This is a genomic window from Sphingorhabdus sp. (assembly GCF_044354325.1).
Lineage (GTDB): Bacteria > Pseudomonadota > Alphaproteobacteria > Sphingomonadales > Sphingomonadaceae > Sphingorhabdus_B.
Genome location: NZ_JBILAF010000008.1, coordinates 21,248 through 35,778, shown reverse-complemented (window position 1 = coordinate 35,778; position 14,531 = coordinate 21,248). Strand labels below are relative to the sequence as shown.

16 protein-coding genes and 1 pseudogene are annotated in these 14,531 nt (G+C 56.8%); 3 read left to right on the top strand and 14 right to left on the bottom strand.

The genetic code is table 11. The features are described from left to right. From ACIQ0G_RS01755 to ACIQ0G_RS01720, 8 genes and pseudogenes are all read right to left on the bottom strand, one after another. Positions 1-278 (bottom strand): annotated as a pseudogene (locus ACIQ0G_RS01755) (ATPase); the annotation flags it as partial. A gap of 97 nt (positions 279-375) precedes the next feature. Beyond that, on the bottom strand, positions 376-1,137 hold the full coding sequence (locus ACIQ0G_RS01750) for a TIGR02186 family protein (RefSeq protein WP_397576417.1): 762 nt from the start codon (positions 1,135-1,137) through the stop codon (positions 376-378). Continuing rightward, positions 1,137-2,051 (bottom strand): sulfite exporter TauE/SafE family protein, encoded by a 915-nt coding sequence (locus ACIQ0G_RS01745; RefSeq protein ID WP_333570085.1) that lies wholly within the window; start codon positions 2,049-2,051, stop codon positions 1,137-1,139. Before ACIQ0G_RS01745 ends, ACIQ0G_RS01750 begins: the two co-directional genes overlap by 1 nt. A gap of 51 nt (positions 2,052-2,102) precedes the next feature. Continuing rightward, on the bottom strand, positions 2,103-3,002 hold the full coding sequence (locus ACIQ0G_RS01740; protein ID WP_397576416.1) for a hypothetical protein: 900 nt from the start codon (positions 3,000-3,002) through the stop codon (positions 2,103-2,105). Between the two features lie 131 nt (positions 3,003-3,133). Then, positions 3,134-4,534 carry a glycosyl transferase family protein gene (locus ACIQ0G_RS01735; protein WP_397576415.1) on the bottom strand — a complete coding sequence of 467 codons (1,401 nt, stop codon included), beginning with the start codon at positions 4,532-4,534 and terminating at the stop codon, positions 3,134-3,136. Positions 4,535-4,607: 73 nt separating this feature from the next. Next, complete coding sequence (locus ACIQ0G_RS01730; RefSeq protein ID WP_397576414.1) at positions 4,608-5,036, bottom strand: hypothetical protein; 429 nt, start codon at positions 5,034-5,036, stop codon at positions 4,608-4,610. Positions 5,037-5,087: 51 nt separating this feature from the next. Further along, entirely contained in the window at positions 5,088-5,426 is a 339-nt protein-coding gene (locus tag ACIQ0G_RS01725; RefSeq protein ID WP_397576413.1) for a hypothetical protein, read from the bottom strand. 49 nt (positions 5,427-5,475) lie between these two features. Next, positions 5,476-5,979: a helix-turn-helix transcriptional regulator gene (locus tag ACIQ0G_RS01720; protein WP_397576412.1), complete on the bottom strand. Its 504-nt coding sequence runs from the start codon at positions 5,977-5,979 to the stop codon at positions 5,476-5,478. Between the two features lie 133 nt (positions 5,980-6,112). Here ACIQ0G_RS01720 and nhaA point away from each other — a divergent pair, with 133 nt between their 5' ends. After that, the gene (gene nhaA / locus ACIQ0G_RS01715) at positions 6,113-7,333 is read left to right on the top strand and encodes a Na+/H+ antiporter NhaA (RefSeq protein WP_397576411.1); all 1,221 of its coding nucleotides are present in this window, start codon (positions 6,113-6,115) and stop codon (positions 7,331-7,333) included. Next, positions 7,330-8,643, top strand: coding sequence for a hypothetical protein (locus ACIQ0G_RS01710; RefSeq protein ID WP_397576410.1), 1,314 nt, complete (start codon positions 7,330-7,332; stop codon positions 8,641-8,643). The genes nhaA and ACIQ0G_RS01710 overlap by 4 nt, the downstream gene beginning before the upstream one ends. Here the strand turns inward: ACIQ0G_RS01710 and ACIQ0G_RS01705 are convergent. Then, on the bottom strand, positions 8,640-9,023 hold the full coding sequence (locus ACIQ0G_RS01705; RefSeq protein WP_397576409.1) for a type II toxin-antitoxin system death-on-curing family toxin: 384 nt from the start codon (positions 9,021-9,023) through the stop codon (positions 8,640-8,642). The two genes, ACIQ0G_RS01710 and ACIQ0G_RS01705, sit on opposite strands and share 4 nt — an antisense overlap. 9 nt (positions 9,024-9,032) lie before the next feature. Beyond that, entirely contained in the window at positions 9,033-9,383 is a 351-nt protein-coding gene (locus ACIQ0G_RS01700) for a hypothetical protein (protein ID WP_397576408.1), read from the bottom strand. An 82-nt stretch (positions 9,384-9,465) separates the two neighbouring features. Here ACIQ0G_RS01700 and ACIQ0G_RS01695 point away from each other — a divergent pair, with 82 nt between their 5' ends. Then, positions 9,466-10,470 carry a histone deacetylase family protein gene (locus tag ACIQ0G_RS01695; protein ID WP_397576407.1) on the top strand — a complete coding sequence of 335 codons (1,005 nt, stop codon included), beginning with the start codon at positions 9,466-9,468 and terminating at the stop codon, positions 10,468-10,470. Between the two features lie 4 nt (positions 10,471-10,474). On the opposite strand, the gene ACIQ0G_RS01690 is transcribed toward ACIQ0G_RS01695, so the two are convergent. From ACIQ0G_RS01690 to sucC, 4 genes are all read right to left on the bottom strand, one after another. Next, positions 10,475-11,401, bottom strand: coding sequence for an energy transducer TonB (locus tag ACIQ0G_RS01690; RefSeq protein WP_397576406.1), 927 nt, complete (start codon positions 11,399-11,401; stop codon positions 10,475-10,477). Positions 11,402-11,469: 68 nt separating this feature from the next. Further along, a complete protein-coding gene (locus tag ACIQ0G_RS01685; RefSeq protein ID WP_324478976.1) occupies positions 11,470-12,399 on the bottom strand; it encodes an electron transfer flavoprotein subunit alpha/FixB family protein in 930 nt (309 codons plus the stop codon). Continuing rightward, positions 12,396-13,142 carry an electron transfer flavoprotein subunit beta/FixA family protein gene (locus ACIQ0G_RS01680; protein ID WP_183938925.1) on the bottom strand — a complete coding sequence of 249 codons (747 nt, stop codon included), beginning with the start codon at positions 13,140-13,142 and terminating at the stop codon, positions 12,396-12,398. The genes ACIQ0G_RS01685 and ACIQ0G_RS01680 overlap by 4 nt, the downstream gene beginning before the upstream one ends. A 99-nt stretch (positions 13,143-13,241) precedes the next feature. Further along, positions 13,242-14,450, bottom strand: coding sequence for an ADP-forming succinate--CoA ligase subunit beta (gene sucC, locus ACIQ0G_RS01675; RefSeq protein WP_183938927.1), 1,209 nt, complete (start codon positions 14,448-14,450; stop codon positions 13,242-13,244). Positions 14,451-14,531 lie beyond the last annotated feature (81 nt).

Below are 14,531 nucleotides of genomic sequence, written 5' to 3'. Positions count from 1 at the left end.
TGGTCGCGGTCATGCATCCGTTGTGTGCGGATACTGGCGAGCAGCCAATTATGGCCAATGCGAATCTTGATTTGGCTGCCCACTTGTCCGGCCATCGCAATGCTGGGATCGCCATGTGACATCAGCTTGGTTAATATGCTGGCGTCGAGGGTGATTTGAGAACTTGATCCGGCAATGTCCATAACAAAGCCGATAGGGTGCAGCGCATCCGTCGCTTCGGCTTGTCCCTGCGCACTGGGTTCTACGGACGTAAACGGCCCATGCCCTGTCATATCCATCGCTTAACTGCCTTTGATGTAAGGAAGCGGCCAGCGATAGGTGCAGAAGGTAAAGATATATTTACCATGGGGATGGAAATGGCCCCGTTAGGCCCGCTTAAAAGCGCTGGAAAACATATCCGGCGAACCAGCCCAGCAGCAAAGAGACAAGCACCGCCATGGCACCATAGAAGAAGGCATAATCTTGCGCCATGATGGTCACCACTTGTTCAAACCCGGTTTTGCGTATCCGCACTTGCACATTGTCGTCCGCGACAATGACGCGGCCATTGCGGATCAGCAATGTTTCGGCGGTATATGTGCCAACAGGGACGCTCGATGGAATATTGAGGCGCGCGCGGTACAATACTTGATCGGTGATTTCGACGGTGCCTGCCTCCTGCCGGAAAAGACCGTTGCGGCGGTTGAGATCGACAAGGCCATCGACAAAGCGTTTTTGCTCTGCGGCATCGACTTCACCGCTGGGCGACAATTGCAATCTTTCGAGGCCAAGTTCGTAAATAGCCGCGGTCTTGCTATCGACGATTTCGCGCAGCGGGCGGGATGAGGCGATTGCGTAATAAGCAGGGACAGAGCGGAAATCGGTGCTGTCCGCGTTAATCCAGATGCCTGCAATATTCTGCTTTTCGCGCAGCGTCACCGCGCGCGTTGGCCCGCGCAGGACAACGGCGACGTCCACTTGACCCTCCGGCGCAACGCCGCGCGGGTAAATGATCGCACCAAATAACAGCATTTCAGCGCCGGTGAATCCCGATTGAATGTTGATTTCGCGCTGCGACACATCGGGCACCAGCTTGGGCACATTTTGGGCACCCGCCGCCACCGGCAGCAAAAACAGGAACAGGGCGATCAAGCGCATCACAGGGCTTGCAACGTGTAGATTTCGTCCGGACGCCAGCCAAGGCCAAGCGCCATCCGGATGGCGACGAGCAGGACAATGATTGCCAAAAACAGGCGGAGATATTCAGGACGCATCCGCTGCGCCAATCGTGCGCCAATTTGCGCGCCGGTGACACTTCCGATCAGCAAGAATACCGCGAGCACAATATCGACCGCCTTGGTGGTCAGGCTGTGCATCATGGTGGATGCCATGGTGACGAACAATATCTGGAACAAAGATGTGCCCACCACAACCTGCGCGCCCATGCCAAGCAAATAGAGCATGGCGGGTACCATGATGAACCCGCCGCCCACGCCCAACAGCATGGTCATAATGCCCGTGATGAAACCCAATATCAGCGGTGCGAGTGGCGAAATATACAGACCCGACCGGTAGAAACGCCAACGCATCGGCAAATTGGCGACCAATGGATGGTGCCGCCTTTTCGCCGCTGGCACGGGTTTACCGGCACGGGTCGCGCGGACGCTGGTCAGGCTTTCTTTCGCCATCATTCCGCCGATGCTACCCAACATGATGACATATAGGATGTTGATGACGGTATCGATCTGGCCAAGCGCTTCCAATATTTCAAAGATCGCAGCGCCCGCAGCTGTGCCGAAAATGCCGCCGAACACGAGAACAGCGCCCATTTGGAAATCGACACCGCCGCGTTTCATATGCGCAAAAACGCCCGATACACTTGCGCCGGTTACCTGCGTGGATGCGGATGCTGCGGCAACGGCTGGCGGGATGCCGTAGAAAATAAGCAATGGCGTGGTCAGGAACCCGCCGCCTACGCCAAACATTCCAGACAACACACCAACGCCGCCACCCAGCAGGATGATGACCAGCGCATTGACCGACAAATTGGCTATAGGAAGATAGATATCCATGTTTGACCGACAGACCCTAACGGCATTTAGCGGCAGGATAAAGGCTGGTGCTTAGAAACTGGTGGACAATGTTACCGCTGGCCCATTGCCCGGCTGTGCGTGGCCCGCAACGCGCCAACGCCAGCTTGCGTCCAGTTGGAATACTGCGCCGCCCGCGCTGACATTTGCGCGGATATTTGGGCCGACATCAATGCGCATGACATTGTCTTGACCACCACCCCAAATCCCTGCGCCAATCACAAAAGATGCCCGTTGCGATTGTGCGATGGACCGATGTGCTTGCGCCGCCACATCGGCAAAGGGGCCGCCGCCTTGGCCTGAAACAAAACCTGCCTGCCCATAGCCATCGAACCGAAAGCCAAGTGGCAATTTTACGCCAGATTGCCCCCCTGCGACCAAGGCCGCAAATGCATCGGTGCGGTTTTCGCGAAATCTACGTTCGGCAATGACCTGCACTGGAATGCGCGCAACGGGTCGCCAACGCGCCCCTGCTGCCAACTCCCTTTCGCGCACGCTGCCATGCGCAACCGATACCCGGCCAGCCATGGACAGGCGCGAGGGGCCAGGGTTGGCGGAGAAGCGCAGGACGGGGATTGCGGCGATCACGGCACTTTGGCTGCCGCCATATTGCCCGTTGCCAAGCATTCCAGCGGGGGAACTGCCCCGCCGCCAAAAGCTATACGCATAGACCTCAAATCCTTGCGGAGTGCTCGCAGATGGAGGCGGCGCACTGATTTCGCTGACAACATCGGGGTCAGTCGGAAGGAATGCGGCGGGGGAGATCCGCACAGGCGTGCCTGCGCTGAAGAACAATGGCGCTGCGCCCTCCGGCGGGAGGGCGATCTTGGCTTGGCTATTTTGGGCGTGCCGCACCGCGCGGGCCGCAACGCCGTGCTGCGAACTGTAATGGGTGAATGTTGGGGTGCTCGCCAGCTTCGGGACGGGCCCCATGCGGACTGGATTTGGATATGTTCCATGATCGGTCTCGCTTACCGTCCTGGTATCCATCGTTGTGACGGCGATGCGGGCCGTGACCCATGTTGCACATAGCAAAGCTATCGATGCCAAGGCGCGCCCGCGCATCAGTCGGGCCGGACCAATGATGCAGGGACAATATGGTGGGCGGTTTTGTCCCAGCGCAGCGGTACCCCGAAACAATGCCGTGCATAGACCATGCAGGCCCGCCGCGCGGCCATGATCGCGATAATGTTCGTAATGACGCTGCGCGGGATCGACAGCAGTGCTTCTTTTGGACCGTACAGCGCGGCGACAAAGCCGGCCCGAACAAACAGCCGCCAGAAAAGAAAGGCCGCGTTACACCATAAAAGGACAATGAGCGTCGGGGCCAAGGGTTTTGGCTGGTACGCGCCTTGTGTTTCAGCCACCGTCAAAATCGCCGTGAGCAAGATGCAGGCATAGGCTGCACTCAACACGATCGCTGCGAGTATCGACCGGCGATCCTGCAGCAACATCCATTTCTGCGCGAGATTGCCGTTCCACCCCAGCCTGTCCCAACCGGCAAGGGCAATGCCCGTCAGCCAACGCGTTTTTTGGCGGACCGAGCTTGTGAGCGTATCGGGAAAATAGGCTCTGGTCCCTATTAGCCGGCCATTGCTGTCCAAAATTCGCGCCATGATGGTCCGTCCACCAGCAGCCCCAATACGTATGCCCAGCTCATAATCCTCGGTCAGGCTGTTTGGATCGAACGGATCGCCACCGTTCATAATGGCCAGCCGGCCCATCAGATTGCGTTCAATCGCGCAGGCGACGCCAGCCAGCGGCAGCGACGCGCCCATCGCCTCGCGCACGACCATATTCTTGCCATGGGCTTCGGCAAATTCGTCGCAATAATGCCCGCTGATCCATCGCGAACTTTTTGTCCGCACCGGAATGACCGGCAATTGCACCGCGCCACCTATGGCGATCAGCCTGTCGAACACCCGAAGCTCATCCGCGTGGACGGCGTCTTCTGCGTCATGCAGGACAATGGCCTTGGCTGTGTAACCGCCCGCGATTTCATCGGCGCGTAACGCCTTCCAAAGCCGGTTGAGGCAATCGGCTTTGGTGGTGGGGCCGATATGGTCGACCAGCACGAGCCGGATAACTGGGTTGTGCTTTGCGGCCTGAATGACTGCGGCCGATGTGTGCGGGTCATTTGGGTAGCAGCCAACATATATTCGGTGCTCGCATCCGCTGTTGGCCCAGCTGCGCGTGCAGTTGCCCAGCATCGCGCCGATGACCGCTGCCTCGCCCCATGCCGGTATCAAAACCGCCATCAGCCCGGGCCCGGACTTTGCCGGCAGTTCATCCACCGTCATCGGCGGCCTGTGCCAATAAAAGGCAATCTTTCGGTACAGCCGCCTTACCGCCCAGATTGCATCGACGCACAGATCGTCAATGGCACCAATCAACAGCCAGATCGCGCTGAACAGTAACAGTTCGCGCTGTGCTGTTTCGGCGATTGGGAAAATCCAGTTAGGCACAGGTGCGACCCCTCAACCGGCTGCGATCGATGTCGCGCCGTTTTGATATGCAGTGTTCCGAAAAGATGTTGTCTCACGCGGTCTGGACTTTGCCCCGTTCATATTGGCGGTCTTTGCGCGTGCCCATCACCATCACCCACAGGATTGGTATCGCCCAAAAGGATAATAATGCCTGATAGGATTTCGGCACGAAGTCCGGTATCCAAAGCGTTGCCATATGCGTTGCGACGGCCACGGTTTGAAACCCCATCGCCCATATCGGCCAATAACGGTTACTGTGCAGCGCCAGCACAATGAGTGCAATCAAGCAGCCCCCATCCACGGCGAACAGTCCATAAGATGTGGTTGCCCAACTGGGGTTCATCGTTGCGGCAGCGGCGCTCAATAGTGTCGCAACGATGAAAATGGCAGCGCCAGCCCTGCCGGTACGTCCGCCATTGATGGCCGCATAAAGCGTGCACAGCACAAGCGCGAAAATAAAAGCTGACTGGAGAATATCCATCCCTTGCCCGTCCTCAGAATATAGCCCGCGTCCGGGCAAGGGCGCCCAGCATCAGCTGTTTACGACCCGAAGACCGGATGGTCGGGTAAGCGGACCGGGGCCAACGCAGCCGAAGTTGATTTCTTGAAGATTGCTGTCGCGTTGCGCGACGACGATTTTGCGGTGCGCGTTGACAAAGCCCTTGCGGGCATCGACCATCATGGTCAGTCCGTTCGCCACGCCTTCGATTGCAGCCTGTGTATGCGCGGGTGGTGCGTCGGAATTTCGGCACACATCAATGACCGAAAAAGCAAGGCTGGCCAGGTCTGCAAGCGCGTTATCTATCGATTGGTGGGTCGACCGGATGTCAGATGCCAATTGGCGGGCGGTCTCATGTTCGAAATTCACCATAAACTGTCTCCCTCTAGTTCTGAATTCAGCTTCAGCCAGCGAAAGACGTTTATTGAAACAGTCGAAACGTACCCGTCAAAACAGCAACAACAAATGCAAACGCCACTGTGCTGAAAAATGCAATATTCAGCGATTGAACCACGATATCCTTTGGGGATAGATCATGTCTTTCGCCACCGATGGGCGGAACAGAAACGCGTGCAGCAATTTTCGCAACGACCCGTCCCATCCGTTTCGGTAGCCCGTTCTGGCTAGCGCTATATTCCTCTCGCTCAAGGTCTTGCGTTTCGTATACGAATGGCTCGGATATGGTGCGTTGTTCAATAGCCGCAAAAATTTTCGCGGCATCCTTGCGCGTTGCGGCGTTCAACTTGCGCCGCGCCGCGTCCAACCTTTGATCGACAGTGAAGTGTGAAATTCCCAGAGAACGGCCGATTTCTTTGGACGTCATGTGGTCGTCGACCAGCCTAAGGCACGCCTTTTGACCTTCGGTCAGCTCAACCGATTCATCCGCCATCGGATCCGTATCTGTGTCGTCAATAGTTCGACTCAATCCCGCCATATTGGCCATATTTAATGCCCTTTTGGAAGTTTCTAGACCAACCGAAACCGCTAAAGCAAGGGATTTGCTCAATGTTTTGGCTCATGCTTGCTATCAATTATGCGGGCGGGCATATAGCTGGACGATGACTGAAACGCTCCAAAAGCGACCCAACCAATCCGCATTGCGCGCGTTTCTTTCCAGCGAAGCGGCCGGCGGCATTTTACTGATGGTGGCTGCGGCTTTGGCGCTGCTTGTCGCCAATTCGCCTTTTGCCGATAGCTATGCCCATTTCGTGCACGCGGTGATTGGGCCCGAACTAACGCCAAAGCTTGGTCCGATGACCGTGCATCTCTGGATAAATGACGGACTGATGGCGATATTTTTCCTGTTGGTCGGGCTGGAGATTAAGCGCGAATTGGTCGACGGCCATCTTTCAACATGGAATGACAGGCGCCTTCCCATCATTGCCGCCGCGGCGGGCATGGTTGTTCCGGCGCTGATCTATCTGGGCGTGGCGGGCGGCGATCCAGATCTGCACCGCGGCTGGGCGATACCGGCTGCAACCGATATTGCATTTGCCATAGGCGTGCTGGCTTTATTGGGCAGCCGCGCCCCTGCGTCTTTGAAACTGTTTCTGACCACGGTTGCGATTGTCGATGATATGGGCGCGGTCGCCATCATTGCGCTTTTCTACACCGCGGAACTGAACATCATGGCCTTGGCCGCAGCAGGTGCGATCTGGCTGTCGATGATGGCGCTCAATCGTTTTCGGGTGAATGTGCTGTGGCCGTACCTCATCCTCGCGGCCTTGCTGTGGTATGCGACATTGCTGTCTGGCGTTCATGCCACGATTGCAGGGGTGATGGCTGCATTTGCCATTCCGTTTCACCGGACAATCGCAGCGCCCGATGCTGAAGATTCGGCGCTGCACCGGCTTGAACATGCGTTGGTGAAGCCCGTCGCGTTTTTCATTGTGCCTATATTTGGTTTCGCCAACGCGGGCGTTGGGCTTGCGGGCACAAGCTTGGCGGCACTGGCGGCCCCGCTTCCGCTGGGCATTGCCATGGGGCTGTTCCTTGGCAAACAGATCGGCATTTTCGCAAGCGTCTGGCTTTCCGTGACATTCGGAATTGCCGCCCGCCCAAAGGATGCCAGCTGGGTTCAGGTCTATGGCGTCGCGTTGCTGTGCGGGATAGGTTTCACGATGAGCCTGTTTATCGGCGGCCTTGCTTTTGTCGGGCCGGAACAATCCGACGCGGTCAAAATTGGCGTTTTGATGGGGTCGGTGGTTTCCGCAATTTCGGGCTATCTCATTTTGCGCTTTGCCGCGCGCCAAAAGCAAATATCCGGAGACGCAATATGAATGCTTTTTATCCCATCCTCACGGCCGCGTTGCTGGCGTCGGCATGCAGCGCCGTTCCCGTTGCGGCGCGTTCTGCGACAACGGCCCCAGCGCGTTCTTTAACCAGCATATCGCAAGATTATGTCCGCCTCACGCTTGAGGCTGGAACACATGAAGCCGAATATGTCGATGCATATTATGGGCCTGAATCGTTGCAGGCAGCGGCGAAAGCCAGCCCGCGTTCGCTCGCCGACCTGATTACGGAAGCCCGCAAGCTGACGGCTGCTATTGATGCAAGCCTGCCGACCATAAAGGATGATGCCGAGCGCCGCCGCGCGTTGGCGTTGCGGGGCATGCTCGTGGCCGCAGATACCAGACTGCAGATGCTTCAGGGCCGCAAATTCGCGTTTAATGATGAAGCAAACGGCCAGTTTGCGACCGCCCCTGTGCTCATGACGCTCGAACATTATGACGCTATATTAAGCAGGCTTGAGACGCTCATTCCCGGTTCGGGCCCACTGGCAGCGCGGGTCGATGCGTTTAACGAGCGGTACACCATTCCCAAGGAACGGCTGCAACCTGTCTTCGACGCCGCGATCGCCGAATGCAAACGCCGCACCGCGCAGCACATCACGCTGCCCGTGGACGAAAGCTTTGATATGGAATTTGTGACGGGGAAAACCTGGTCCGGTTACAATTATTATAAGGGCAATTACAAAAGCCTGATCCAGATTAACACCGACCTTCCGATCCGTGTCAGCCGTGCGGTCGATCTTGGTTGTCACGAAGGCTATCCCGGCCACCATGTTTTGAACCTGATGGTCGAACAGCGGCTTGCGCGTGCAAAAGGGTGGAGCGAATATGAGGTCAACCCGCTCTACAGCCCGACCAGCGTCCTTTCCGAAGGCAGCGCAAATTATGGTATAGATCTAGCCTTTCCGGCGCAGGAACGCTTGGCGTTCGAACGGGATATTTTGTACCCGCTCGCTGGCCTCGATCCGAAATCTGCCGATGCCTATTGGAAAATGCAGCAAATGACCGAGATGCTGTCGGGCGCGCGGCTGACCATTGCGAAAATGTATCTCGACGGGGAAATATCCCGTGCGCAGGCACTTGCGCTCACGCAAAAATATCTATTGCTATCGCCCGCGCGCGCCGAGCAATCGGTGGCGTTTACCGACCATTATCGCAGCTATGTTATCAACTATGGCTGGGGCAAAGACCTTGTGCGTGGTTATATCGAGCGCGGCAATCCCGACCAAGCCGAGCGCTGGCGCCGGATGGAAAAGATACTCAGCGAGCCCACGCAGCCAGCGGACTTGGTTCCTTAGGTAAGATTATCGCGGAACCAGGCGGTGAGTTCGTCTTCGGACAATTCACCCGCGGCGAGGGCGACAAAGGTTATCACCAGTTCGGCATCTGTCGCGGTCAGAACATGTCCGTTCAGAACCAAAAAAGTTTCGCTTACGACGGCTGCAGTTCGTTTGTTTCCATCCACAAACGGATGGTTGCGGGCGATTCCAAACGCATAACTTGCCGCCAATTCGCTCACGTCTGGATCACCGTAAAGCGCCAAATTTTGTGGACGCGCCATAGCACTGTCGAGCAATCCAGCCTCACGGATCCCTTCGCCACCGCCATGTTCGGCAATCTGTTCAGCGTGCGCGGCTATAGCTACATCAAGCGCAACCCAAATCCATTGTTGCTTCATGCGCGTGTCTTATTTGGCAAGTTCGCGGAGCGCGCGCTTCCGCTGCGCCATGACTTCACGGGCAACTTGCATTTGGGCATCAAAGTCAGCGTCATATGGTTTTAACTCGAGTCCCCGATCGGTATCGAGCTTCGTCAACACATCTCCAACCTTCGCCTGCAAACGGTCAAGGTCGCGTTTGGGCAGAATGATGGCGGCGCTGTTTCCGACTTTTATAATTTTGACAGTTTTGTTCATACGTCCGTTATAACACAAACACTGCTTCAGCTGCAAGTCCGGCAAATTGGCGTTCACCGATTGCGAAATCATGTTGGCCGTGCCGAAGGTCGTCATGAAGCTGATGCCGGTTGCATCTGGCATTTGCCAGAGTCGCGCAAGCTCTCGCAAAGTGCTTATTGTCGGGCTATGCGGTGGCATCTTGTAAACTGGAAAATACCGAACGATGCGCCTGTTTTTTGATCCCCGCCAGCTTGACCATGCGCCGGTTCAAGAGCTGCATAATGGCGCGTTCGTTCCCTATGCCGAAACGCCCGCGCGCGCACAGGCGCTATGTGCTGGTGTGCCCGCCACGCAAAGCCCCACCGACCATGGGGAGGCACCGATATTGGCGGTGCATGATGCGGGTTACATCGCATATCTCAAGACTGCGCATGACCGTTGGCTTGCCGCCGGGCGGTCAGGTGATGTGATGGGCTATATATGGCCAGTGGTGCGGCGGCGCGCGTTGGATCTAACGCGTATCGACGCCTTGGCCGGTCGCTACAGCATGGATAGTTCGACGCCATTGACCGCCGACAGCTGGACTTCGGCCTATTGGAGCACACAGTCGGCCTTGTCGGCGCTTGACGCTGTGCTCGCTGGCGACCGCGTGGCCACGGCTTTGTGCCGCCCGCCCGGGCATCATGCAGGGGCCGACTATCTTGGCGGATATTGTTTCATCAATCAGGCGGCGGTTGCGGCGCAAGCGGCACGCGACGCAGGTATCGCGCGCGTCGCCATTCTCGACATTGACTATCATCATGGCAACGGCACGCAGGACATATTCTGGGACCGGGGCGATGTCTTTTATGCCTCTGTCCACGCAGACCCGGCGACTGATTTCCCATTCTACTGGGGCCATGCCGATGAAGTGGGCGAAGGTGCGGGGGCAGGGGCAACGCTGAATCTGCCATTGCCGCAAGGAACAACGCTCACCGCCTTTCGCGCGGCGCAAGCGGCAGCCCTAGACGCCATCGCCCGGTATGACCCCGGCTTGCTGATTGTCAGCTTCGGCGCAGATACCTTTGAAGGCGACCCAATCGCCAACTTCGCACTGAAGACATCGGATTATGCGATGCTGGCCCACGACATTGCCGCGACCGGATTGCCGACGGTTGTCCTGACCGAAGGCGGCTATGCGGTCGACAATTTGGGCGAAAATCTCGGCAGCTTTTTAAGCGGGTTTTGAGTTCTTAGGGCAGCCTGAAATAGACATTGTTTTGGTAGTAAGACTCCAATGGCTGACCCTGCGCATCAAGTGCGGGGGAAAAACGCGCACGCCGCATTACGGATTTGCAGACAGCATCGTCAAAAAATTTGGGCCGTGTTGTTGCTTGAATATGGCATGCGGTTGGCATGCCATCAGGTCCAACGGTGAGCCGGAAATTTACGAGGGCAGGTTGGCCAGCAGCGAGCATGGCGATCGGATAGTCGGATGACACAATCCATTTGCCCGGCGGCTGAAGCGGCTTGGCCCGTTGGCTGAGCGTCTTGTGCTTTTCGACATCGACACCCCAACTGCTGAGAAGATTGTCAATGCAGGTATCGAGCGCCGCCAATGGTCCGCGCATGGAACCTGTCTCCAGCATCAACGGTTTTTGCAGAGGCTTGCCAACGCGCAAGTAGCGAATTGCCTTTTGCCGGTCCTCACTAATTGGTTGAATAACAACCCACTCTGCATTTTCCCGATCTTTCATCGCCAGTAATTCAGACCCGCTTGGCGGCGCAACGCGCGCGCTGCTGGAAAAAATCAAGGCTGGTTCCTTACCAAGATTTCCGGCGAGAAACGCAATTTTCTGTTCCTGCTCGCTCGGCCCGAACTGGATATTGGCTTCACCTTTTTGAACGGATGTTTGTATGCGTTTTCCGGCAATCGTCAGGCGGAAATATTCACTTGGGCTAAAGCGGTCCATAAACAACAAAACTGTTTGCTTGCCGTCCCCAAACTGCCGACCGAGGCGGCATCTTTCCTCGGCATAATTGACCTGCCATGATGAAGTCGGCTTTAAAATCAACGGCGCAGGCGCTGCAGCAATAGCTGGCGACGACATTGTGAGGGCGATAATGATAAGCGATGCGACCAGTGACTTTGCCATATCCAGCAGGTTACCCAATGGCATTAAAGCCACAAGTAAAAAGGGCGGCCATTTCTGACCGCCCTGAAATTTTTACGCAATGTTACTAGACGTTACAGCTTGCCGACCAATTCAGGCACGACCGTAAACAGGTCACCGACGAGGCCGATGTCAGCAACTTGGAAGATCGGTGCGTCTTCATCTTTGTTGATGGCGACGATGACCTTGGAGTCCTTCATGCCCGCAAGATGCTGGATCGCGCCGGAGATGCCGACCGCGATATAGACTTCAGGGGCAACGATCTTGCCGGTTTGGCCGACCTGATAGTCATTGGGGACATAGCCCGCATCCACAGCAGCGCGGCTTGCGCCAACGCCTGCGCCAAGCTTGTCGGCGAGTGGCAAGATGACTTCGCTGAACGTCGCCGAGTCCTTGAGCGCGCGGCCGCCGGATACGATGATCTTGGCCGATGTCAGTTCAGGGCGCTCCTGCTTGGCGATTTCAGCCGAGATGAACTTCGACGTGCCTGCATCGCCGCTGCCCGAGACAGCTTCGATTGCAGCAGAACCGCCGGTTTCTTCAGCCTTGGCAAAGGCGGTACCGCGAACGGTGATGACCTTCTTGGCGTCCGAAGATTGGACAGTCGCAATAGCGTTACCGGCATAGATGGGACGCGTGAACGTGTCCGCGCTTTCAACGCTGAGGATGTCGGAGATTTGCATGACATCAAGCAAGGCAGCAACGCGGGGGGCGATGTTCTTGCCGTTCGATGTGGCTGGCGCCAAAAATGCGTCATGCGTCGCCATCAATGATGCCACCAAAGGCGCAACATTTTCAGCGAGCTGTTGCGCATAAGCTGCGTCATCAGCAACATGCACGGTGGTCACGCCAGCGATCTTTGCAGCCTGCTCGGCAACTGCGCCGCAGCCTGAGCCAGCGACGAGGACATGCACTTCGCCAATCTGCGATGCAGCGGTGACGACCGCAAGCGTTGCATCCTTCAGCGATGCATTGTCATGTTCGGCATAAACGAGGGTCTTCATGCGGCCACTCCTATTTCCTTGAGCTTTGCAACCAGCGCATCGACGTCGGCAACCTTGATACCGGCGCTACGCACAGGCGGTTCAACAACCTTCAACGTCTTCAGGCGTGGGCTAACGTCCACACCATAATCGGCAGGTGTTTTCTGCGCGAGTGGCTTCGACTTTGCTTTCATGATGTTGGGCAGCGACGCATAACGTGGCTCGTTCAAGCGCAGGTCGGTCGTGATGATGGCGGGCATCTTCAACGCTACGGTCTGCAAACCGCCATCGACTTCGCGCGCGACATGCACTTCATCGCCGGACACGTTGACCGTGTTGGCAAAGGTGCCCTGCGGACGGCCGGTCAAGGCAGCGAGCATTTGGCCCGTCTGGTTCGAGTCATCGTCAATCGCTTGCTTACCAAGAATGACGAGGCCGGGCTGTTCTTCGTCCATGACCTTCGCAAGGATCTTGGCAACCGCGAGCGGCTCGACATCTTCAGCGACGACGAGGATCGCGCGATCAGCACCCATGGCGAGCGCCGTGCGCAATGTTTCTTGCGCCTTGTCTGGTCCGATCGACACCGCGATGACTTCGGTCGCAACGCCCTTTTCACGCAAACGCAGCGCTTCTTCGACCGCGATTTCGTCAAACGGGTTCATGCTCATTTTGACATTCGCCAAATCAACACCCGAACCATCGGGCTTAACCCGCGGCTTAACATTATAATCGATGACCCGCTTAACGGGGACGATGATCTTCATCTGCTCATCCTTCCATACCGACTCAAATGGCGAGTGAATGCCCGCCTAAACTGGAGCGCCTATGCTTAACGTTGACGTGAACGTCAAGCGTTCGATACACTAAGCTGCTTTGCGCACTTCCGCGACAATCTTCGCGGCTGCATCGCCAAGGTCGTTGGCCGATACGATAGGCAGGCCGCTATTGGCGAGGATGTCCTTGCCCTGCTGCACATTGGTGCCCTCAAGGCGGACAACGAGCGGTACCGAAAGGTTCACTTCCTTTGCCGCAGCAACGATACCGTCCGCGATGATGTCGCATTTCATGATGCCGCCGAAGATATTGACCAAAATGCCCTTTACGGCTGGGTCCTTCAGGATGATCTTGAATGCCGCAGTCACCTTTTCCTTCGAAGCGCCGCCCCCTACGTCCAAGAAGTTGGCTGGGAATTCGCCGTTCAGCTTGATGATGTCCATGGTGGCCATCGCAAGACCCGCGCCGTTGACCATGCAGCCGATGTTGCCGTCGAGCTTGATATAGGCAAGGTCATATTCGGATGCTTCGACTTCGGCAGGGTCTTCTTCCGTCAGGTCGCGCAGCTCGGCCAGATCCTTGTGGCGGAACATCGCATTGCCATCAAACGCAACCTTGGCATCCAGCACCAACAGTTCATCGCCATTCTTGCCTTCGCACACAGCGAGCGGGTTGATTTCAATCTGTTCGGCATCGGTGCCCAAGAACGCGGCATAGAGACCGGCAACCACAGTCTGTGCTTGCTTGGCCAAATCACCCGTCAGGCCAAGCGCCTTTGCAACGCTGCGGCCATGGTGCGGCTGAAGTCCGGTTGCTGGATCGACAACGATGGTGTGAATCTTCTCGGGGCTGTCATGCGCCACGTCTTCGATGTTCATGCCGCCTTCGGTTGAGGCAACAATAGCAATCCGGCTGGTCGCGCGATCGACCAACAATGCGAGGTAGAATTCCTGCTTAATGTCGGCGCCATCGGTGATGTACAGACGGTTGACTTGCTTGCCTTCAGGGCCGGTCTGGATGGTGACCAGCGTGTTGCCCAGCATTTCTTTTGCATGCGATTCAACTTCGTCGAGGTTGAAGGCCAAGCGAACACCGCCCTTTGCATCAGGACCCAATTCCTTGAACTTGCCCTTGCCGCGTCCACCCGCGTGGATTTGCGACTTCACAACATAAAGCGGACCAGGCAATTGCTTCGCAGCCGCAACCGCTTCTTCAACGCTGAGCGCCGCGATACCAGCGGGACACGCCACACCAAATTTCGCAAGCAGTTCTTTGGCCTGATATTCATGGATATTCATGGGAGATTACATCCTCGACAATAAAGAGTTTCGCCGGTCGCTTAAGCACAGACGGGCGCTGAATGGAAGGGCCTGCGCTGA